At 33.5% G+C, this 21,701-nt stretch carries 18 protein-coding genes; 9 read left to right on the top strand and 9 right to left on the bottom strand.

Features of this window, described 5'->3' with window-relative positions; all coding sequences use genetic code 11:
- Position 1 precedes the first annotated feature (1 nt).
- The 3 genes from Ollyesu_RS04165 to Ollyesu_RS04155 are packed head-to-tail and all read right to left on the bottom strand — an operon-like array spanning position 2 to position 4,399.
- Positions 2-1,315 (bottom strand): hypothetical protein, encoded by a 1,314-nt coding sequence (locus tag Ollyesu_RS04165; protein ID WP_279302540.1) that lies wholly within the window; start codon positions 1,313-1,315, stop codon positions 2-4.
- Between the two features lie 44 nt (positions 1,316-1,359).
- Positions 1,360-2,844 (bottom strand): choice-of-anchor B family protein, encoded by a 1,485-nt coding sequence (locus Ollyesu_RS04160; protein WP_279302539.1) that lies wholly within the window; start codon positions 2,842-2,844, stop codon positions 1,360-1,362.
- 4 nt (positions 2,845-2,848) lie between these two features.
- Positions 2,849-4,399, bottom strand: a complete 1,551-nt coding sequence (locus Ollyesu_RS04155) for a choice-of-anchor B family protein (RefSeq protein WP_279302538.1) — start codon at positions 4,397-4,399, stop codon at positions 2,849-2,851.
- Positions 4,400-4,574: 175 nt separating this feature from the next.
- Here Ollyesu_RS04155 and thiL point away from each other — a divergent pair, with 175 nt between their 5' ends.
- Complete coding sequence (gene thiL / locus Ollyesu_RS04150; RefSeq protein WP_279302537.1) at positions 4,575-5,624, top strand: thiamine-phosphate kinase; 1,050 nt, start codon at positions 4,575-4,577, stop codon at positions 5,622-5,624.
- On the opposite strand, the gene Ollyesu_RS04145 is transcribed toward thiL, so the two are convergent.
- The gene (locus Ollyesu_RS04145; RefSeq protein ID WP_279302536.1) at positions 5,621-5,899 is read right to left on the bottom strand and encodes a hypothetical protein; all 279 of its coding nucleotides are present in this window, start codon (positions 5,897-5,899) and stop codon (positions 5,621-5,623) included. The two genes, thiL and Ollyesu_RS04145, sit on opposite strands and share 4 nt — an antisense overlap.
- Positions 5,900-6,003: 104 nt before the next feature.
- A complete protein-coding gene (locus Ollyesu_RS04140; protein ID WP_279302535.1) occupies positions 6,004-6,777 on the bottom strand; it encodes an alpha/beta hydrolase in 774 nt (257 codons plus the stop codon).
- Positions 6,778-6,872: 95 nt separating this feature from the next.
- On the opposite strand from Ollyesu_RS04140, the gene Ollyesu_RS04135 reads away from it, so the two are divergent.
- Genes Ollyesu_RS04135 through Ollyesu_RS04125 form a run of 3 tightly spaced genes read left to right on the top strand, consistent with a single transcriptional unit; the run spans position 6,873 to position 10,104 of the window.
- Positions 6,873-8,423: a serine hydrolase gene (locus Ollyesu_RS04135; protein WP_279302534.1), complete on the top strand. Its 1,551-nt coding sequence runs from the start codon at positions 6,873-6,875 to the stop codon at positions 8,421-8,423.
- Positions 8,419-9,720: a branched-chain amino acid transport system II carrier protein gene (gene brnQ, locus Ollyesu_RS04130; RefSeq protein WP_279303060.1), complete on the top strand. Its 1,302-nt coding sequence runs from the start codon at positions 8,419-8,421 to the stop codon at positions 9,718-9,720. The genes Ollyesu_RS04135 and brnQ overlap by 5 nt, the downstream gene beginning before the upstream one ends.
- 30 nt (positions 9,721-9,750) lie before the next feature.
- Positions 9,751-10,104 (top strand): hypothetical protein, encoded by a 354-nt coding sequence (locus Ollyesu_RS04125; RefSeq protein ID WP_279302533.1) that lies wholly within the window; start codon positions 9,751-9,753, stop codon positions 10,102-10,104.
- On the opposite strand, the gene Ollyesu_RS04120 is transcribed toward Ollyesu_RS04125, so the two are convergent.
- From Ollyesu_RS04120 to Ollyesu_RS04110, 3 genes are all read right to left on the bottom strand, one after another.
- On the bottom strand, positions 10,101-10,760 hold the full coding sequence (locus Ollyesu_RS04120; protein ID WP_279302532.1) for a hypothetical protein: 660 nt from the start codon (positions 10,758-10,760) through the stop codon (positions 10,101-10,103). The genes Ollyesu_RS04125 and Ollyesu_RS04120 overlap by 4 nt on opposite strands.
- 523 nt (positions 10,761-11,283) lie before the next feature.
- Positions 11,284-11,739 (bottom strand): DUF5063 domain-containing protein, encoded by a 456-nt coding sequence (locus Ollyesu_RS04115; RefSeq protein ID WP_279302531.1) that lies wholly within the window; start codon positions 11,737-11,739, stop codon positions 11,284-11,286.
- Between the two features lie 168 nt (positions 11,740-11,907).
- Positions 11,908-13,200, bottom strand: a complete 1,293-nt coding sequence (locus tag Ollyesu_RS04110; RefSeq protein WP_279302530.1) for an aminopeptidase P family protein — start codon at positions 13,198-13,200, stop codon at positions 11,908-11,910.
- A gap of 213 nt (positions 13,201-13,413) precedes the next feature.
- On the opposite strand from Ollyesu_RS04110, the gene Ollyesu_RS04105 reads away from it, so the two are divergent.
- From Ollyesu_RS04105 to Ollyesu_RS04085, 5 genes are all read left to right on the top strand, one after another.
- Positions 13,414-16,194 carry a glycosyl hydrolase gene (locus Ollyesu_RS04105; RefSeq protein ID WP_279302529.1) on the top strand — a complete coding sequence of 927 codons (2,781 nt, stop codon included), beginning with the start codon at positions 13,414-13,416 and terminating at the stop codon, positions 16,192-16,194.
- 107 nt (positions 16,195-16,301) lie between these two features.
- The gene (locus Ollyesu_RS04100) at positions 16,302-16,976 is read left to right on the top strand and encodes a succinate dehydrogenase cytochrome b subunit (protein ID WP_279302528.1); all 675 of its coding nucleotides are present in this window, start codon (positions 16,302-16,304) and stop codon (positions 16,974-16,976) included.
- 14 nt (positions 16,977-16,990) lie between these two features.
- Positions 16,991-18,988 (top strand): fumarate reductase/succinate dehydrogenase flavoprotein subunit, encoded by a 1,998-nt coding sequence (locus Ollyesu_RS04095; RefSeq protein ID WP_279302527.1) that lies wholly within the window; start codon positions 16,991-16,993, stop codon positions 18,986-18,988.
- Between the two features lie 12 nt (positions 18,989-19,000).
- On the top strand, positions 19,001-19,552 hold the full coding sequence (locus Ollyesu_RS04090) for a hypothetical protein (RefSeq protein ID WP_279302526.1): 552 nt from the start codon (positions 19,001-19,003) through the stop codon (positions 19,550-19,552).
- Between the two features lie 9 nt (positions 19,553-19,561).
- Positions 19,562-20,308, top strand: a complete 747-nt coding sequence (locus tag Ollyesu_RS04085; protein ID WP_279302525.1) for a succinate dehydrogenase/fumarate reductase iron-sulfur subunit — start codon at positions 19,562-19,564, stop codon at positions 20,306-20,308.
- A gap of 26 nt (positions 20,309-20,334) precedes the next feature.
- Here Ollyesu_RS04085 and Ollyesu_RS04080 read toward each other — a convergent pair whose 3' ends face one another.
- Complete coding sequence (locus Ollyesu_RS04080; RefSeq protein ID WP_279302524.1) at positions 20,335-21,699, bottom strand: vanadium-dependent haloperoxidase; 1,365 nt, start codon at positions 21,697-21,699, stop codon at positions 20,335-20,337.
- Between the last annotated feature and the right edge of the window lie 2 nt (positions 21,700-21,701).

Genomic DNA, 21,701 nt, shown 5'->3' with positions numbered 1-21,701 from the left:
TTTATTGTATTTCTATTAACAGTAAATCCGTAAACCCTTTGTTTTCTGTAATGTCCACATCATTACTACTGGATTCTCCAACGGTTATAATAGTTCCGTTTTCAAGCTCTGCAATACCGTAAGCAAAATCGACATCTGTTCCACCAACAGCTTGTTGCCATACTAGATTTCCTGAACTACCAATTTTAATAATCCAAGCATCATTTTGTCCTTGGTTTTCGGTTAGGTTTCCGGATGCGCTTCTAGAGCTTCCACAGATAACAAAACCATTATCGTTAGTTACCGCAATAGCACGACCTACATCAAAGTTTTCACCACCATAAGTCTTTTCCCAAAGTAATTCTCCAGTAGGAGAAATTTTTATGACCCAAACATCTGCTGCTCCAAAATTTGAACTAACATCTGTATCTTCTCCTCTGGTATCTCCAATGATAAGATAATTACCATCACCAGAGTCGATAACTGCTCTAGCTTCATCAATTTCTGTACTACCAAAAGATTTTTCCCATTGTAAAACTCCTGAAGAAGAGACTTTAGTTACCCAAAAATCATAAGACCCTTTATTGTTAGAGATATCGGTATCTTCACTATCTGATGAACCAACAATTAAAAAGCCATTATCATCAGTTTGTAAAGCATCAAAAGCTGTATCTGTGAATAATCCACCAAGGTACTTACTCCATTGAATAGTTCCAGTTTGATCTAGTTTTAGGGTCCAATAATCACCTCCAGCGTGTTGTGTTTGTAAGCTTTTAGTATTTCCTGCACCACCAGAAGCGGTTACATCTAAAACACCAGTGATAAAATAACCACCATCACTAGTCTGCAAGATTGAATATCCAGTATCTATTCCAGAGTAACCATAAGTTTTTTGCCATACTAAATTACCTTGTGCGTCTGTTTTAATAACCCAAAAATCTTCCTGACCATTGTTGATAGTAATATCACCATCACTACTATAAGTATGTCCAATTATAGCGTAGCCACCATCTTGGGTTTGAATGACCTGATTACCTCTTTCGTCATTGGTTCCACCATAAGTTTTTGACCATTCTAATTGACTATCTTCATCATATTTTAATAGCCAAACATCATAACTCTCATTGTCTTTAGTGATCACATCTCCATCCATAGATTGTGTAAATCCTAAAATAACAAAACCACCATCTGAGGTGTTTTTAACGGATTGTCCGCTTTCGTTTTTTGTGCCTCCTAAAGTAGTAACTTGTTCAAGAATTCCTTGTGCTGAGGTTGGGTTATTAGCAGGTAAAAGGTTATCATCATCTTTACAAGATGAGGTAAATAACAATATCATAATTATTGTTAATGAAGAATAATAAGACGATTTTAAAAGCATTATTAATTACTTTTTCTAACAATTATTAATCCACTATCTATATCACCAATAATTATATTATTACTGGCAAAGTAAGGATAGACACTCCATGCTCCATTGTAATTAGCACTGTCACTAGATGGGTAAGTATCAAAAAAACCTGTTTCGTTCATTGGGTTAGTAGTAGAATCGATATTAGAAATATCCAAAACTCGTAATCCAGCTCTGTAGTTTGCTAAATAATATTCATCACCTTTAACATATCCATTGTGGTCTATAGCAGGTGTTGGTCCAAAGTAATCTGCATGTAAAACAGGATTATCTAAGTCTGTGAAATCAAAAATGATTGTCTTACTATTAAAACCAAAAGACGTTTCATCAGTTTCGTCACCTAGGATAAAATATTTTTGATCATCTGTAAACCAACCTTGATGTGCATAAGAGGTTTGTGGATAGGTGAAACTACTAATTTCAGTGATATTTGATTTGTCTGTAACATCTAAAATTACGACCTGATCTGTATTACCATTACTACCTACGTAAATTTCTCGACCTGAATAATCAGAATCTGGTCCATTATATGTGACCACTTGTGCATCGTGTGTATAGCCTACAGCAGTATAATCTCCTAAGTAAATTGGGTTTGTAGGGTCCGAAATATCTACAAAGATAGGACCTCCTCCATTAGTACTTACACAACCCACTAAATACGCAATGCCTTCAGTTTCATTAATTACAATATTATGACAGCTTCCAACACCGTTAAATACTGCATCTGCAGTAAACGTTTCTGGTGCATTGGTTACATTTCTTAATCTCGTTAAATCAAACACTTGCATACCATGTGGTCCAACATTATCAGCAACTATAAAAGCATGATTGTTGTAAGTTTTAACATCTCGCCAAACGTTTGATCCAGCATTTGTATTTAGTCTTCCTAAAAACACAGGGTTGGCAGCATCAGTGATATCTACAAAAGCCGTACTATTAGAAAGTCCTATTATAGCATACTCTTTATTATCTAAAGGGTCTGTCCAGCCCCAAATGTCACTTCCATCAGCATTAGCAATACCACTTAAAGTAGCTAGGTCTATTTCAGCCATCAAGTCATAACCATTACAAGGATACGGACCAGCCATACCATTTACACACGGAAATTGAGGTAGAGGTTGTTGTGTGTCGCAAGCATCACCTATACCATTATTATCTGCATCTTCTTGATTTGGATTTGGCGTGTTTGGACAATTATCTAAATCGTCAATAATACCATCGTTATCACTGTCTAACTCACAAGCATCACCAATACCATCGTTATCTGCATCTTCTTGATTGGGATTTGCGATATCTGGACAATTATCTACTGCATTAGCTACACCATCTTGATCAGTGTCAGGAGCGTTAGTTCCTGAATTATCATCGTCGTTTGAGCAACTTTGATATACTAACACTATAGCACAAACTGTTAGTATAAGAGTAGTAGATTTTAATAGCTTTTTAAGTAGATTCATAGTATTATTTATTGACAACTAATTTTTTAGAAGTAGAATTGTTAATCTTGACTAGATATATGCCATTGTTAAGTTGTTGTATTGGTAAAACGAAAGTTTCTTTATTAATATTGCTTTTAGAAAATAGCTTTTTACCTAATACATTATATATTTCAATAGAGGTAATTGTTTGTCCTTTACTAGCTTTTACTGTTGAAGTTGATTTAGCTGGATTTGGTGAGAGTATAAACGTAGTTTCTAAGTTAAACTCTTCAGTAGTTAAAGGGTTATTAGTTGCTCTAACTACAAATAAACCGCGTTCTATATCACTAATAACAATATTTCCGCTATTAAAGTAAGGATATGTACTCCATGCACCATTAAAAGCAGTTCCATTATTGTTAGGATAGGTGTCAAAATAACCAATCTCTGTCATAGAGTTTGTAGCTGCTCCTATATTAGTTATATCTAAAATGCGTAAGCCAGCTCTGTAATTAGCCATGTAAAATAAATCGCCTTTAACGTATCCATTATGGTCTATTGCAGATGAAGGACCTGTGTAAATTGAGGATAGCACAGGATTATCTAAATCTAGGAGGTCAAAAACAAATGTTCTGGTATTGCTTCCATAGGATTGCTCGTCTGTTTCATCTCCAAAAATAAAATAACGATGATCCTCTGTGAACCATCCTTGATGTGCATATCCAGGATTTGGGTACGTAATTTCTGAAATAAACTGTGGATTAGTTTTGTCCGTTACATCTAATAATACAACTCTATCATTTGAACCACCATTACTTGCCAACAAAATTTCTCTACCAACATAACTTGATACACCACTGATGTCTGCATTAGTATCTGTTCCATTATATGTAATAACTTGAGCATCGTGTGTATAACCAGCAGCAGAATAACTACCAATTATTGTTGGGCTTAAAGGTGTGGAAATATCTACAAAAACAGGACCTCCACTTGCAGCTCCAGCACATCCAACTAAATAAGCAATACCCTCTGATTCGTTTATTACAATATTATGACAACTTCCTATAGTTATACCGTTGTCACCTTGAAACCTCAAAACATTACCATCGGAAGGACTACTAGTGTAGGTTAAATCTGGATTTGGTCCAGAACGCAGATTAGTCAAATCAAAAACTTGCATACCATGGTTGCCAATAATGTCTGCGACTATAAAAGCATGATTGTTGTACACTTTTACATCTCTCCAATAAGAGGTATTACCATTGGCAGTTTCTATTCTGCCTAAAAAAATAGGATTAATTGGGTCTGTTATATTAACAAAAGCTGTGCTATTTGTAGTAGCCACAATTGCATACTCGTCACCATTTAATGGATCAGTCCAACCCCAAATATCGCTACCTTCTTCGTTACCAAGAGTGGTTGCTAAAGTTGAAATTGGTACTCGAGACATTAAATCGTATCCATCACAAGGATAACTAGTTGTTATACCGTCTATAGTTTGAGTTGCAAAACCACCAACACACGGACTTTGAGCCATTATTAATTGACTAATTATTAATGTTAAAGTTGTCAATAATTTTCTTGAAATAGTCATCAGGTTAAGTTCTTCTAAATTTTAGTGTTACAAATTTAGCAGAATTACCGACAAATAGCCTAAAACGCGTGTTAAATTGCTTAATTTCTCCAGATTACTATGTAATTTTTAAAAGATAAAAACAATTTCATTCCTTTTTTATCTACTATTAAGTTATGGTTACTATTTTTGCACTATGATAGAAGACAAAAATCAACAGCGTACAGAATTAAGTCAGTTAGGAGAGTTTGGATTAATTGACCATTTATCTAAAAACTTTGAAGTTAAACAACAGTCTACCATTAAAACTATTGGTGATGATGCTGCTGTTTTAGAATTTGAAAATAAACGAGTAGTAGTTACCACAGACTTCTTAGTAGAAGGTGTTCATTTCGATCTTAGTTATATGCCTTTAAAGCATTTAGGTTATAAGGCTGTTATTGTTAACCTATCTGATGTGTATGCTATGAATGCAGAAGCAACTCAAGTTACAGTTTCTATAGCTGTATCTAATCGTTTTCCCTTAGAAGCAATTGAAGAATTATATGCAGGAATTCAAACTGCTTGTAAATTATACAATGTAGATTTAGTTGGAGGAGATACAACGTCATCAACGTCTGGATTAATTATTTCTGTGACTGCTATTGGTCAAGTTGAGAAAGGAAATGAAGTTTATAGGGATGGAGCAAAACCTAATGATTTATTAGTGGTTACAGGAGATTTAGGAGGTGCTTATTTAGGTCTTCAAGTTTTAGAACGTGAAAAAGAAGTATTTAAAGTTAACCCAAACAATCAACCCGATTTAGATGCTTATACCTATATAATAGAACGTCAATTAAAGCCAGAAGCTAGAAAAGATATCATTAAATTATTACAAGATTTAGATGTTAAGCCTACCTCAATGATAGATATTAGTGATGGGTTATCTTCTGAGATTTTACATCTATGTAAGCATAGTAAAGTAGGATGCGATTTATATGAAAATAAGTTACCGTTAGACCCTCAAGTAATCTCTACTTGCGAAGAATTTAACTTAGATAGTACGACAATAGCCTTAAATGGAGGTGAAGATTATGAATTATTAATGACCATTTCTCAAGAAGATTTTCCAAAAATAAAAGCTAATCCAAATTTGACGGTTATTGGTTTTATAACAGAAGAAAATGCTGGAGCACACTTAGTGACTAGAGCTGATCAAAAAATAAAACTAACTGCTCAAGGTTGGAATAGTTTTGATAAAGATTAAGAGGTCATTTTTAAATTAGAAAAGGCCTCTTTGTTTTTAGCAAATCGTTTCATTTTGTTTTTATGAATACGCTCTAAAACCGAATTAATTTCTCTAAACTTATCAGTCAACTCTGTTAAATATCCATTGCCATTTGTAGTCATTTGTTTTTTACAATTGCAGCAGTTATATTCTTTTACATGATAAGTCACTTTTTTGCTAACTTGAAAGTTATGCCCAAAAATTGAACAATACAAACTACCTTTGTGTCTATTAATGTTTTCAACTTTTTTCATAAGTAGGTTTTTTTGTGAGATTTTACATATTAGATTAACAATCTGATAATTAGCGATGTTCTAATATATAAACAAAAAACAACAACTTCGACAAAAAGTTATATTTATTCGATGAAATGCACTATTTCTTGTAAGAATTCTTCCTTATTTTCAATATGAGACATATGTCCTTCACTAAACACTTGATAGTCAATAGAATATTTTTTAGCAAAAGCAATAGTGCTTTCTACATTTATAACTGGGTCTTTTTCACCTATTATAATTTGCTTTTTAAATGTCGCATTTGCATAAAATTTAGAATTATCTTCACGTAACTTCATACCTTCTTGTGCAGCCATGTAACCTTGTAGTGGTGTTTTAAGTGCAATTTGTAAAGCAGCATCAAAAGCCTCTTGATGTTTAACTTTACTTTCTGCACTAAATAAATTAGCAAAACTCATGCGTACCATATTGTTAAAATTGGTTTGAATCATTTTGTTAGCTCTAGTTCTTAATAGTTTTCTCTCCTCGTCATCAGCTTCGTAAGTAGAGTTTAATAAGCACAGTCCTTTTACGTTTTTGGTGTATAGTTTTGCAAAAGCCAGTGCGACATATCCACCCATGGAGTGTCCAATAAATGTATATTTTCTGAGTTTTAAATACTTTAAGATTGCACAAACAGCATCTGCCATATCTTCCATCGTGTGCACATAACCTATAGATTCGGTTTTTCCATGACCTAATAAATCTATGCACACTACTTTATTTTTTTTGGAAAGTAATGGTACTAAGTCTCGCCACATAGAGCTATCCTCTAAAAACCCATGAAGTAGAACAATAGCAGGTCCATTTCCAGTTACTGTATACCAAATAGATGCATTTTTGTATGTAATTGTCATAAAAACAAAGATAGTATTTGTTGTGTTTTTGCTTCCGTTTTACACGGAAGTATTTTTACTATATTTGATGACTTTCAATATTTAAAATCGTTGTTATGAAGCTAAAAAATGTTCTATTCTTACTACTTTTAATCTGTCCATATTTCATTTCGGCACAAATCGAAGAGGCTCAGCTTGACCAACTTATAGAAAATACCTTAAAAACATTTGAAGTTCCAGGGATTTCTGTAGGTATTATAAAAGATGGTGAAGTCGTTTATGCCAAAGGTCATGGTGTACGCGCATTATCCAATAAAAAAGAGATGAATAAAAACACCTTAGTTGGTGTTGCGTCCAATAGTAAAGGCTTTACCTGTTTTGCATTAGCCATGATGGTAGATCAAGGTAAGCTAAAATGGGATGATAAAGTCACACAGCATATTCCAGAATTTAGATTACAAGATCCATGGGTTACAGCACATTTTACCGTTAGAGATTTAGTCACTCACAGAAGTGGATTAGGGTTGGGCTCTGGCGATTTGATGTTTTTTCCAGAAAATGGTCATTTTAAAGTGGAAGACGTTATTAAGAATGTGAAACATTTAGAACCACAATCCTCTTTTAGAAGCACTTTTGAATATAATAACAACATGTTTATTGTTGCTGGAGAAGTATTAAAACGTGTAAGCGGATTGTCATGGGAAGAGTTTATTGAAACTAAAATCATGAAGCCTATAGGAATGACAAGTAGTAAAGCCTCTTACAATCGTGTGACGGACAAATCAAATATCATTGAAGCGCATACGTTGGCAGATGGTAAGTTAGAGCAAATTCCGCATGATTGGAGTGATACTGCAAATGCAGCAGGAGGAATTGTAAGTAATGTAGAAGATATGCTAACTTGGGCACAATTTTTAATGAATGATGCAGTGACCAAAAATGGCGAATGTTTATTATCTGAGGAACAGTTTCACGAGCTTTGGCAACTCCAAACCCCTTTAAAAGTAAGAAAAAATGACAGTTACGATTCTAATTTTAAAGGTTATGGATTAGGTTGGTTTGTTACAGATGTTAAAGGTGGATACAAACAAGTGTATCACACAGGTGGACTGCTTGGAACTGTTACACAATTTACTATGATTCCAGATTTGGATTTGGCAATAGTTGTATTAACTAATCAAATGAATGGCTCTGCGTTTACAACTATTACCAATACGATTAAAGATAGCTATTTAGGATACGACAATAGAAATTGGTTAGAGCGTTTAGGTAAAAGCAACACCAATTGGTTAAAGTATAACGATAGTATAAAGGCAAGTGTGTATGCACAAGTATCAAAAATGAAAAACAGCCCAACACTTACTAAACCTTCAGCAATTACTGGAACTTATACAGATGATTGGTTTGGAGATGTAATTATTTCTGAAAGCAATAATGGCTTAACCATTATTTGTAAGAACTCTAAAACGTTAACAGGTCAATTGTTGCCATACAACGCAACAACATACGTTGCAAAATGGAATAACAGAAGCTATGATGCAGATGTTTTTGTACAATTTACTTTTAATGAAAAAGGGAAGGCAGTTAGTGCAACCATGAATTATATTGCTCCAATTACCGATTTTAGTTTCGATTTCCAGAATTTAGAACTTAAAAAAACCAATTAATTTGAAAACCAATACAAACCTTTTTATTACCAGTTTTGCCTTATTCTCTCTGTTTTTTGGAGCAGGAAACTTACTACTTCCACCACTTTTAGGTTATAAAGCTGGTGACGATTGGTTTTGGGTTACACTAGGATTTATCATTACAGCTGTTGCTATACCAATAATTGGGATTTATGCACACGCCAAATTACAAGGGACGTTGTATGACTTTGGTAAAAAAGTATCTCCTGCTTTTAGTTTAATTTATTGTGTGCTTATTTATGTTATTGCAGTCGCAATCCCGTCACCACGTACTGCAGCAGCAACGCATGAAATTGCCATACATCCAAACTTTGGGACGTCACCATTGTTAACTAGTAGTATTTATTTTGTTTTGGTATTAGTGTTTGCTTTAAACCGCTCAAAAATATTAAGTCTTATTGGCAAATATTTGACACCTTTTATAGTTATTATGTTGCTTTTAGTAATTGGTATTGGTTTATTTTCTACACAGATGATTACAAACACTCCACAATTTGAAGTACCTATTACTAGTGGAATATTAGAAGGCTACCAAACGTTTGATGCTATTGGAGCAGTAGTGGTTGGAGCTGTTATTATTATTTCTATCAACTTAAAATCTAATGCCTCTTTTGAAGTTAAAAAAGACTTAATTAAAAAGTCAGGATTAATTGCTGGCTTTGGCTTATTTATTATTTATGCTGGATTAATTTCGGTTGGAGCCTTTTATGGATCAGAAATTAACCTAAATCAAGAGTTAAGTAGTGATATGCAACGTGCTAATTTACTAACTGGAATAAGCACAAAAGCTTTAGGAACTTTTGGCAACACTGTTTTAAGCGTATTAATCTCTTTGGCTTGCTTTACTACAGCAGTAGGTATTGTTACTGGAACAGCAGACTATTTTAAAGGCTTAATTAAAAATTCGCAATTAGTTTATACAATTACTGCAATAATCGCTTGTGTATTTGGTGTGGTTGTTGGGCAACTAGATTTTAACTCCATTATCGTTATTGCATTACCAATATTATTATTTATTTATCCTATAACCATTGTACTTATACTACTAAACGCCATTCCAAATGCATACGCATCTAGTTTAGTATTTAAAGTGGTTGTAATATTAACCTTTATTTTTAGTATTCCTGATGTTGTTGGGTTTTTAAGTCCTTCAGATACTTTAAGACAAATAATGGGTTACATTCCATTTGCAAAAGATAGTTTGGGTTGGGTATTACCTGCTTTTATTGGTTTTGTTTTGGTTAATTTGTTTCATAAAAAGAAAAGCTTTTCTTAAATTTGAGTATCAAATTAATACCTTTTACTCATGAAAAAGCTACTATTAACCTTATCATTTATTTGCGTTTGTTTGTTTTCATTTGCTCAAAACACACCTAAAGTTGGCGATGTGTTGATAGTAAAATCACCTTCTGCACAATTTTATAACCAAATAGATTTTCCTAAATTAAACACATTAGTAAAACGTGGTAAATTAGCTAGCTATACACCTGTTATTAATAATGAAGTTTTGGTAGATGAGGTCATAACCAAAGACAATGGTAATACATATGTGGTGTTAAAGAAAAAAGATGGCACTAAGTTTTTTGGTTTACAAACTACAGTTGAAGCTAATTATAATAAAGCTTTAAAAGCTGGCGAATTAATTGTAAAAAAGAGTTAATTCTTCAAATTTTTAATCACAGAAAACGCTTTGTCCACCACATGGTCTTCAACCAAAATAGTAAACTCATTGGTGGTTGAAACCACTTCATAAATAGGTATGTTCTCCCAAGCTAATCGTTTAAAGATTTGGTAATACAAACCAGATACTTTGGAGTTATCTTTAGGCAAACGTACACTTATGGCAGATAAATGTTCTTGTAATCCTATTTGCTTTTCAGCAGAAAAACACGCTAAAACTTGTTTGTTTTCAGAACTTGAAATAATAATATTGCTCTCAAAAATTCCTCTAGTAAAGGCGTAAAAAATATCTTTGTTAGCTTCTACTTGCTCTAAAATTTTGGTGTGACTTTGTATTAGGGTTTCCGAATTTTGAAACGTAAAGTCACTAAGGTTAGAGCGTACTGTAATATCTCCTAATTTTTGTAGCGCACGTTTTAATTTTAAAGAATGACGTAGAGTAGTGTTAGGTGTGTTATAACGTCGCAAAGCCATCATGATGGCTCCAGATTTTATAGGTTTACCTAATATAGCACTAATTGGTGCATTCAGTTCTTCAGCTAAAGCAGAATAATTAATAATATGTCTAGACAAGGCTTCTTCTAAAAAAGGTTGCGTCATTAAAATGTCTTCTACACAGGAAGCAATAGTTTTCATGCTGTTAAATAATTAACAATTTGTGTAAAGGTAAAATTTTAATTTAATAATCTTTCGTTTAACGTGTTTGTGTATGATTTCGTTGCGTGTTTCAGCAACTAATTTAGCAAATACAAACCGAATAGAAAATCCGCGAGGATTTTCGTAAGTAGGAGAGTACTAGCAATGAATTATACACGTTGTTGTAAAACGTTTTTAATTTTTAAATATTCTAATTAGCAAATCAATATAAATTATTATTGCAGGTAGAGCAAGCCCAAAAAATAAATATTTACTATTTGAATTTGGCCAAACTTTCCAATATTTAATAATTCTAACTGTTACAATTATGCTTAAAACAAACGATAATAACATCGAAGGTCCAACTATGAATATGTACAGACCAAAATTATATGGTGCATAACCATCTTTTAATCCAAATAAAGGTTCTTTGATATTATCGATTATGAATATCATTAAAATGAGAATGAAACTTATAATTGACATTCCTTTCGTCCATTTTATTTTCTTTGGTTCTAAAATGCTACTCATTCCTTTCTTTCAGTCGTTTTAATAAATCTACTAAATGCTGTTCAGAGTGTGTTCGCATAAAAAACTCAAAAGTCCAAAGAGCGTCATTCACGCTGGTATTTTCCAATCTCCATTTAACTTCCAACAAATCTTTTATAATGTCAGTCAAATCGTCCAATTCGTCTCCAATTCCGATTTCAATATTAGGTTCCATTTTGTTTGAATCCAAAACTATTCTATACCAATCGAAGTCAGGGAAATTAGACTTAACATTTTCTTTTATTTCGTTGTAATCAAAATCAGGTTCTTCATCATAATCCGTTTCGTCAAATTCAAATTCCACATTTATAAATTCCGAGTAAATTCCAACTAACAGTTTTTTCAGAACATCAGTTTTGTTGGTCAATTCCACTTTTGGATTAATTCCGAATTCCGTGATTTGGTCTATTAATTCACTTAATTTACTCAATTTTTATTGGTTTGGTTAAATGTGTTACAACTTATATGATATGAAAACGTTTCAATGTTTTATATCAGTCATTAAACGAAGTTAGCAGATTTTTTTTTTGAAAGTCAAAATTTCTACTAATTAAAAAAGAGAGCTGTAAAGGCTCTCTTTTTTTAAAATTATGCACTATTATTTGTTCATTAACTCCTCAATCTCATCTGCTTCAATAGGTATATTTCGCATTAAATTAAAAGGTTCTCCTGTTTTTTGAATCACCACATCGTCTTCTAATCTAATTCCAAACCCTTCGTCAGGTATATAAATTCCTGGCTCAACAGTAAATACCATATTAGGTTGCATAGGCTCGGTTAAAATCCCGTAGTCATGCGTGTCTAATCCCATATGGTGAGACGTCCCATGCATAAAGTATTTTTTATAAGCTGGCCATTCTGGATTTTCGTTTTTTACATCTGTCTTATCTAGTAGTTTTAAGTCTAACAACTCTTTGGTAATGATTTTACCGACTTCTTCATGGTATTCTTTCCATAAAGTTCCAGGGACTAATAGTTTTGTGGCTTCATTTTTTACTCGGTTAACTGCATTATATACCTCTTTTTGACGCTTTGTAAACCGTCCTGAAACAGGAATAGTACGTGACATGTCACTACTGTAATTGGCATATTCTGCACCAACATCTAGCAAAATTAAATCACCTGCTTGACATTGCTGGTTATTCTCTATATAATGCAACACATTAGCATTATTTCCAGACGCTACAATTGGTGTATAAGCGAATTTTTTGGAACGGTTACGTAAAAACTCGTGCATAAATTCGGCTTCAATATCAAACTCCCAAACACCAGGTTTTACAAAATCTAAAACACGTCTAAATCCTTTTTCGGTAATATCACACGCGTGTTGGATTAAATCAATTTCTATTTGGTCTTTTACAGAGCGTAAACGTTGTAAAATAGGATTACTCTTCGCGACACGATGCGCAGGATATTTGTCTTTAAGCCATTTGGTAAAACGATCTTCTCTAGTTTCGGTTTCTACATTGGCTCTGTAATGTTCGTTGGTATTGATGTAAACGGTTTCTGCTTGTGTCATCATTTCAAACAAAACTTTGTCTAAGTCTTGTATCCAATACACGGTTTTGATTCCGCTAGTTTTAAAAGCAGCATCTTTAGTTAGCTTTTCGCCTTCCCAAACTGCAATATGCTCGTTAGTTTCTTTTAAAAATAATACTTCTCTGTTTTTAGGGTTTGGACAGTCAGGAAATAGGACTAAAATACTTTCTTCTTGATCCACACCACTTAAATAAAAGATGTCTCTGTGTTGCTCAAAAGGCATAGTACTATCTGCACTTATTGGATAAATATCGTTAGAGTTAAAAAAAGCAATACTTTTTGGTTGCATTTGCGCAGCAAAATTCTTGCGGTTTTTGATAAAGAGTTTGGAGTCTATTTTATGGTATTTCATTGAAAAACATATTTTTAATTTCCATAAGTATGGAAATCTTAATTTATTAATTTGTCTTTCTCAAAAATAACAACTTTAAAACAGATGTAATAATAAAGAGGTCTTTAATTTGAAGATTCTAGGTAGCTTAAAGGTCTGGTCACTCTTAAAATTATTATTAAGCTTTGAGGTTGAATGAACTTTAATTATCTTTCATCTTTAATTTTACAAACTATGCGCTATTATATTCTATCTATTTTATGTTTTTTGACTTTTCAACTATCTGCTCAACAGCAATCGATAGTTAAAAACATTCCTTTTGAAAACATTGGACCAACAGTTATGAGTGGTCGTGTTACCGATTTAGATGTAAATCCAGAAAACCCAACAGAATTTTATGTAGGCTACGCATCTGGTGGTGTTTGGCATACCACCAACAATGGAACAACTTTCACACCTATTTTAGACAGTTCTTCCACGCAAAATGTTGGTGATATAGGAGTCGATTGGAAAAATAGAACTATTTGGGTAGGTACAGGAGAGAATAATGCTTCGCGTTCTTCCTACGCTGGAATTGGGATTTTAAAATCTACAGATAACGGAAAAACGTGGCAAAACGTAGGTTTACCAAACTCGCAACATATTGGACGCATATTAATAAACCCTAATAATGCTAACGAAGTAGTTGTTGGAGTGACAGGTGCTTTATATACTAAAAGTAACGACAGAGGAATTTATAAAACTAAAGATGGAGGACTAACTTGGACTAAAACCTTGTATGTGGATGAGGTTAGCGGAATTATAGATGTGCAGCATTCGCCAAACGATTATAATGTGATGTTTGCTTCGTCATGGACAAAAGATAGAAAAGCATGGAATTTTGATGGAAGTGGAAATAATTCGGCTATTTATAAAAGTACAGATGCTGGTGAGACTTGGACTAAAGTGTCCACAGAAAAAAGTGGTTTCCCTACAGGAAATGGTGTAGGACGTATTGGCTTGGCGGTTTATGATAATAATATTGTTTATGCGATTCATGATAGCCAATTTAGACGACCTTCTAAAGGAAAAAAAGAAGAACGAAGAGGTTTGCAAAAAGACGATTTTAAAACCATGAGTACTACCGAGTTCTTAAACTTAGAGGATAAAAAGTTAAATGGGTTTTTAAAGACAAATGGTTTTCAAGAAAAATACAGAGCAGAAAATGTGAAGCAAATGGTACGTAGCGGAAATGTAAAACCAATAGACTTAGCTCATTATTTAGAAGATGCTAATTCTATGTTGTTTGACACACCAGTTATTGGAGCAGAAGTCTATAAAAGTACAGATGGTGGACAAACATGGAGCAAAACTCACGACGATTATCTGGACGATTTATATTATAGTTATGGTTACTATTTTGGGCATGTACACGTGTCACCTGTTAACCAGAATAATATTTATATCTATGGTGTGCCTATTTTAAAATCTAAAGATGGTGGACAAACGTTTACCTCTATAAGTGCAGAAAATGTGCATGCAGATCACCACGCACTATGGATAAACCCAAAAAACCCTAACCATTTAGTTAATGGTAATGATGGAGGAGTTAATATTTCTTACGATGATGGTAAGAATTGGATTAAAAACAACTCGCCTTCTGTAGGACAATTTTATGCTATTAATGTAGATAACCAAAACCCATATCGTGTGTATGGTGGATTGCAAGATAACGGTGTTTGGGTTGGTGCACACAACGCTCCAGAAAACAAAGCTTGGCACCAATCAGGACAGTATCCTTGGGAAAGTATTATGGGAGGAGATGGAATGCAAATAGAGATTGACAACCGTAATCCTAACATAGTTTACACTGGGTATCAATTCGGAAATTATTTTAGATTAAATCGCGAGACTGGAGATCAAACCTATATTCAACCTAAGCATGAATTAGGCGAAAAACCATACAGATTTAATTGGCAAACACCCATTCATTTATCACGTCATAATCAAGATATTCTGTATTTAGGTGGTAATAAGTTAATGCGATCTTTAGATAAAGGTGATACATGGAAAGCTATAAGTAACGATGTAACACAAGGCGGAAAACAAGGTAATGTGGCTTACGGAACGTTAACTACTATTAGCGAATCTCCTTTTGAGTTTGGACTAATATACGTTGGTAGTGACGATGGATTAATCCATGTGACTAAAAATCAAGGTGCCACTTGGGATAATATTTCAACAAACTTACCAGCAAATTTATGGGTCAGTCGTGTGGTGGCTTCTAAGCATAAAAAAGAACGTGTTTATGCTACTTTAAATGGTTACAGAAATGATGATTTTAACACCTACGTTTATATGAGTGATAATTATGGACAAACTTGGAAACCAATTAATGGAAATATACCAAAGTCACCTGTGAATGTCATTATTGAAGATGAAGTTAAAGACAATATTTTGTATTTAGGAACAGATAATGGAGCATATGTAAGCTTTAATAATGGCGAAAATTGGAATGCGTTTTCCAATAACTTACCTGCTGTAGCAGTACATGATATTAAAATGCAAAAAGAAAGCAATGATTTACTGTTAGGAACTCATGGAAGAAGTATTTACAAAGCCAATGTAGCACCACTTCAAAAGTTTGATGCTGGTATGACTTTACGTAATCAGCTTACTATTTTCGACTTGGATGCTATTCGCTATTATTCACGTTGGGGAAACTCATGGAGTAAATGGATGCAACCGTTTGAACCAAGTACTACAATTAAAGTATATAGCAATACTTCGGGGAAAAAAGACGTGACAATACTATCTGAAAATAATAAAGAACTTCAAAATTTTTCAGTACAACTAGATCAAGGATTTAATTATGTAAATTACGATTTAACCATCCATGAAAAAGGAAGAAAAGCCTTAATGAAGGATAATACAACTCTTGACATTAATAAAGCTAAAAATGATAAATATTACCTTGTTAAAGGAAAGTATAAAGTCAAAATAGATGGTGTAGAAAAGAGTTTTGAAGTAGAATAAATATCACTTACTTAAACACATTCTAAATAGCATAAAAAATAGTTAAAATTTGTTTCAGTATGCATTGAGCCTTATCTTTGTATAACAAATAATTAACTACAATTATAATGAGCGGAATTTTTAATTCTTCAATAGGAAGAAAGTTTGCTATGGCACTTTCAGCACTCTTTCTTATGATTTTCATTTTACAACATTTTGCAATCAATATCCTTTCTGTTTTTAGTCCAGATGCTTTTAATGAAGCGTCTCACTTTATGGGAACGTTTTGGGCTGTTCAATACTTGTTGCAACCAGTATTGATTTTTGGTGTTATTTTTCATTTTGTTATGGGATTTATTTTAGAAATCCAAAACAACAGAGCAAGAGCAATTAGCTACGCTAAAAATAATGGATCAGCAAATTCTACTTGGATGAGCCGAAACATGATTTGGAGTGGTGGTTTCATTTTAGTGTTCTTAGTTATTCATTTTATAGATTTTTGGATTCCAGAAATCAACACTAAATATATTGTAGGAGATATGTCAGGGACTTTACCTAATGGTGAGTTTAGATATTATGAAGAGTTAGTACATAAGTTTGAACCAATTTGGCGTGTCGCCTTATATTGTATTGGATTTGTGTTTTTAGCACTACACTTATTACACGGATTTAATTCTGCTTTCCAATCTGTTGGAGCAAATAATAAATACACCAAAGGATTAAAGGGATTTAGCAAAGTATATGCAATTGGTATTCCGTTAGGATTTATTTTCATTGCATTATTTCATCACTTTAATCATTAAAAACAATATCTAATATGGCTTTAGATTCTAAAATACCTCAAGGTCCACTTGCAGACAAATGGACTAATTATAAAAATCACATAGATTTAGTAAATCCTGCTAACAAACGTAACATAGATGTTATTGTTGTTGGTACAGGTTTAGCTGGTGGATCTGCTGCTGCTACTTTAGCAGAGTTAGGTTATAATGTAAAAGCATTTTGCTTTCAGGATTCTCCTAGACGTGCTCACTCTATTGCAGCACAAGGTGGAATTAATGCAGCAAAAAATTACCAAGGAGATGGAGATTCTACCTACAGATTGTTTTACGATACTGTAAAAGGAGGTGATTATCGTTCTCGCGAAGCTAACGTGTATCGTTTAGCAGAGGTGTCAACTAACATTATCGATCAATGTGTGGCTCAAGGTGTTCCTTTTGCTCGCGAGTATGGTGGACTGTTAGATAACCGCTCATTTGGTGGAGTTTTAGTGTCTCGTACGTTTTATGCTGCAGGACAAACAGGTCAGCAGTTATTACTAGGAGCATACTCTGCAATGAACCGTCAAATAGGACGTGGAAAAATAAAAATGTACAACCGTCATGAAATGCTTGACGTTGTAAAAGTAGATGGTAAAGCAAGAGGAATTATAACACGTAATTTAATTACTGGTGACATTGAAAGACATTCAGCTCACGCTGTCGTTTTAGGTACAGGTGGTTATGGTAACGTGTTTTTCTTATCAACTAATGCAATGGGAAGTAATGTAACTGCAGCATGGAAAGCTCACAAACGTGGTGCCTTTTTTGCAAACCCTTGTTATACACAAATTCACCCAACTTGTATTCCAGTCTCTGGAGACCATCAATCTAAATTAACCTTAATGTCAGAGTCGTTACGTAACGATGGACGTATTTGGGTACCAAAAAAGAAAGAAGATGTTGAAGCAATAAGAAACAAAACATTAAAGCCTACACAGATTGCTGAAGAAGATCGCGATTACTATTTAGAGCGTCGTTATCCAGCATTTGGTAACCTAGTACCACGTGATGTAGCTTCTCGTGCAGCTAAAGAACGTTGTGATGCTGGTTATGGTGTAAATGCAACTGGTGAAGCTGTATACTTGGATTTTGCAGCAGCAATAGAGCGATACGGAAAAGAACAAGCACACGTTAAAGGTTTAGATGAAAACGATGCTGCTTTAGTTAAAAAGTTAGGGCAAGAAGTGGTTAAGAATAAGTACGGTAACTTATTCCAAATGTATGAGAAGATTGTTGATGAAAACCCATACGAAACACCTATGATGATTTATCCTGCGGTACATTATACTATGGGAGGAATTTGGGTAGATTATAATTTAATGACAACAGTACCTGGTTTATATGCAATAGGAGAAGCAAACTTCTCTGATCATGGTGCTAACCGTTTAGGTGCATCTGCATTAATGCAAGGTTTAGCAGATGGTTATTTTGTATTGCCATACACGATAGGAGATTATTTATCTGATGATATTAGAACAGGTCCAATACCTACAGATACTAAAGAGTTTGATGATGCTGAAGCTGAAGTTAGAAAAAATATTGACCATTTAATTAATAATAATGGGACACATTCTGTAGATTATTTCCATAAGCGATTAGGAAAAATCATGTGGAATAAATGTGGAATGGCTAGAAATGCTGAAGATCTAAAATCTGCAATTACTGAAATTTCTGAGTTAAGAGCAGAATTCTGGAAAGATGTTAAAGTACCAGGAACTGCAAACGAGTTTAATGAAGAATTAGCCAAAGCAGGACGTGTAGCAGACTTTTTAGAACTAGGAGAATTATTTGCTAAGGACGCGTTACAGCGTGAAGAATCTGCTGGTGGACACTTTAGAGAAGAGTATCAAACACCTGAAGGTGAAGCAATGCGTCGTAAAGAGTTCCAATATGTATCTGCTTGGGAATATAAAGGAGAACCAAAAGATGCAGTGCTTCATAAAGAAGACTTAGTATACGAGAATATTCAAGTAAAAGAAAGAAGTTATAAATAGAGTATTTAAGAAATGAAAAAAATAACAACCATTTTATTAATAGTATTTGCTTTTACATCATATAAAGCTACCTCTCAAGTATTAGAAAAGCCAACCGAAGGAAAGTCTTTAGTATATATTATGAGAAGTAATAACCTTGGTGCTGGACTTAATTTTAGAGTTTATGATAAAGATAAATTTTTAGGGGCACTTCCTTCAGGCGCTTATTTTATTTATGAGTGTGACCCAGGTGAGCATTTATTTTGGGCAGCATCAGAGAATAGAGATTTTGTTGAGGCAAATTTAGAAGCTAATAAAACTTACGTTATAGACTTAAGAGCAAAAATGGGAATGTTTATAGCTGCTGTGGGAGTAGAGCCATATGAGCCGACTAATAAAAAGCATGTTAAACGTATAAAAAAAGTTTTGAGAAAACATATCAATGCCAATGTAGTTAATGCTGATAAAACTGAAGAAAAAGAAGATAATATAGCAAAAGCAATGGAAGCTTATGATAGAATTAAGGATAAAGAGAATTCTAAAATCAAAAAGCTTTTGTCTAATATGAATTTTGAAAATAAATAAAGAAAAGCTATGAATTTAACGTTAAAAATATGGCGTCAAAAAGACGCTAACGATAAAGGGAAAATGGTTGATTACAACATCAACGATGTGTCACCAGATATGTCTTTTCTTGAAATGTTAGACGTTTTAAATAACGAATTAATAGAAAAAGGAGAAGAGCCAGTAGCATTTGATCATGATTGTCGTGAAGGTATTTGTGGATCTTGTTCTTTATACATAAATGGAGAAGCGCATGGACCAGATAGAGGTGTAACCACTTGTCAATTACATATGCGTATGTTTAAAGATGGTGATACTATTTTTATAGAACCATTTCGTGCTAAAGCATTTCCTGTAATTAAGGATTTAGTAGTAGATAGAACTGCTTTTGACCGTATACAACATGCTGGAGGATTTATATCTGTAAATACTTCTGGAAATACAATTGATGCTAACGCAATTCCAGTTAATAAAGAAGATGCAGATGATGCGTTTTCTGCAGCAACTTGTATTGGTTGTGGTGCTTGTGTTGCAACGTGTAAAAACTCTTCTGCAATGTTATTTGTAGGAGCTAAAGTATCTCAATTTGCATTATTACCTCAAGGTCAAGTAGAAGCGACTGAGCGTGTTTTAAATATGGTTAACCAAATGGATGCAGAAGGTTTTGGTAATTGTACCAACACTGGAGCATGTGAAGTGGAATGTCCTAAAGGCATCTCATTAGAAAATATTGCACGTATGAATCGCGAATATTTAGCAGCGAGTTTAAAAGGGTAAACACACTTTTAAAATAAATTATATCACTAAAAACCTAAGCTAACGCTTGGGTTTTTATTTGCATTAAAGGTAATATTATCATTCACAAAATGTCCTATTTTTTTACCTTGTTCTAGACCTAATTCTACAGCAGACATATAATGGATTCCGCCATAAAACCTGCTAATTGCTGCTTCTTGAGCAGCATTTCTAAAGGATGAAAATTGTCTAACTCCTAAACCATATGGTAGTTCAGTAGTGTCATCAAATGCAAAATGATCTCCAAAAATAGTGGTTAATACTTCTGCTGCTGCACCTGAAACCACTGAATGTCCACTAGTATATTCTGGAAATGGAGGTGTTTGTAATAAAGGTAACCAAGCATTATCAATATGATTATTGATTAAGGTTTCTGGCCTTACTAAATTACTTCTATATTTTTCATCCCAACAACTAATAAAAGCATCATTAATTGCTATGGATGTTTTGGTATAAGCATAGATTGTACTTTCAAAATCTTTTTTAGCGTCTTGACAAGCTATTTTACAAATGCCAATCCAATGTGCTCCAGGAGTAATCTTTTTCTCTGCAAACATAAAGTGTCCTTTGTTTACAGACACATAAGGATTACAGTCCCAAAACCTTGCAATATTTAGCTTTTCTGAATCGTTACCATCTTCTCTAATTAAATTTCCTATGGCGTAAACTTCCATGAGTTCTTTGTAAAAATCACTACTCTTGTCTAAAGAAGGTGTAGGAGGTGCTTTAGGCTTAAACTGGTTAGTTGAGTCTAAGATTAGTGGTCTTATTTTATTCCAGTGTGGTTCTATACCAGCCATAAACGCTGGAGGAGTAGGTATCCATTTAAAAGGATCGTCTGTTAAAATATTATGGACAGGCATATTTCGGGTTTCAATATACTTATCCTTATGCATCCAGTTTTTTACATGATTTGCAACTTGCTCTCCAAACAGTTTGGCGTCATTAAATTCTTTTGAATTAGTTTTTGACCAATGGTTGTATAAACTGTCTGTGTAAACAAGAAGTTTTTCTCTAGAAAACACTAATTCCTTACTTACTTCCATGTAAGCAATAAGGGCTGCTAATGGTGTGTTGGTATTTTCATTTAAAGGAATGTCTGGAAACTGCTCAAAATCATTTAGTTGATTAGTTAGTGAGTTGTAGGTCTTGTTATTATAACTAATCACTTCATAAGCAGCAATATTAGGATACACATAAATTCTACTAGCAACTGGTGGCGAAAACACATCATGAATCATGACTTTGGTTAGTTGGTCAACCGTTTCATGAAAATGATTAGGTGTTATTGTAATAGGTGTACTTTTTTCTTGACAAGAAAAAAGTACTAAAACTATTAAAATAGAAAGGATATGTTTAACCTTAAAAATCATAA

Origin of the sequence: Olleya sp. YS (assembly GCF_029760915.1) — a bacterium.
GTDB lineage: Bacteria > Bacteroidota > Bacteroidia > Flavobacteriales > Flavobacteriaceae > Olleya.
Note: the sequence above shows the minus strand (reverse complement) of the source record. Positions and strands in the feature narration are given on the sequence as shown.

Bases quoted from the DNA above. Each gene is read 5' to 3' on its own strand.
- Ollyesu_RS04110 (WP_279302530.1), bottom strand. From the start codon at position 13,200: ATGAAATACCATAAAATAGACTCCAAACTCTTTATCAAAAACCGCAAG.
- Ollyesu_RS04120 (WP_279302532.1), bottom strand. From the start codon at position 10,760: ATGAAAACTATTGCTTCCTGTGTAGAAGACATTTTAATGACGCAACCT.
- Ollyesu_RS04145 (WP_279302536.1), bottom strand. From the start codon at position 5,899: ATGAAAAAAGTTGAAAACATTAATAGACACAAAGGTAGTTTGTATTGT.
- Ollyesu_RS04165 (WP_279302540.1), bottom strand. From the start codon at position 1,315: ATGATATTGTTATTTACCTCATCTTGTAAAGATGATGATAACCTTTTA.
- Ollyesu_RS04135 (WP_279302534.1), top strand. From the start codon at position 6,873: ATGAAGCTAAAAAATGTTCTATTCTTACTACTTTTAATCTGTCCATAT.
- Ollyesu_RS04160 (WP_279302539.1), bottom strand. From the start codon at position 2,844: ATGAATCTACTTAAAAAGCTATTAAAATCTACTACTCTTATACTAACA.
- Ollyesu_RS04080 (WP_279302524.1), bottom strand. From the start codon at position 21,699: ATGATTTTTAAGGTTAAACATATCCTTTCTATTTTAATAGTTTTAGTA.
- Ollyesu_RS04090 (WP_279302526.1), top strand. From the start codon at position 19,001: ATGAAAAAAATAACAACCATTTTATTAATAGTATTTGCTTTTACATCA.
- Ollyesu_RS04155 (WP_279302538.1), bottom strand. From the start codon at position 4,399: ATGACTATTTCAAGAAAATTATTGACAACTTTAACATTAATAATTAGT.
- Ollyesu_RS04125 (WP_279302533.1), top strand. From the start codon at position 9,751: ATGAAAAAGCTACTATTAACCTTATCATTTATTTGCGTTTGTTTGTTT.
- Ollyesu_RS04100 (WP_279302528.1), top strand. From the start codon at position 16,302: ATGAGCGGAATTTTTAATTCTTCAATAGGAAGAAAGTTTGCTATGGCA.
- Ollyesu_RS04095 (WP_279302527.1), top strand. From the start codon at position 16,991: ATGGCTTTAGATTCTAAAATACCTCAAGGTCCACTTGCAGACAAATGG.
- Ollyesu_RS04085 (WP_279302525.1), top strand. From the start codon at position 19,562: ATGAATTTAACGTTAAAAATATGGCGTCAAAAAGACGCTAACGATAAA.
- Ollyesu_RS04140 (WP_279302535.1), bottom strand. From the start codon at position 6,777: ATGACAATTACATACAAAAATGCATCTATTTGGTATACAGTAACTGGA.
- Ollyesu_RS04105 (WP_279302529.1), top strand. From the start codon at position 13,414: ATGCGCTATTATATTCTATCTATTTTATGTTTTTTGACTTTTCAACTA.
- thiL (WP_279302537.1), top strand. From the start codon at position 4,575: ATGATAGAAGACAAAAATCAACAGCGTACAGAATTAAGTCAGTTAGGA.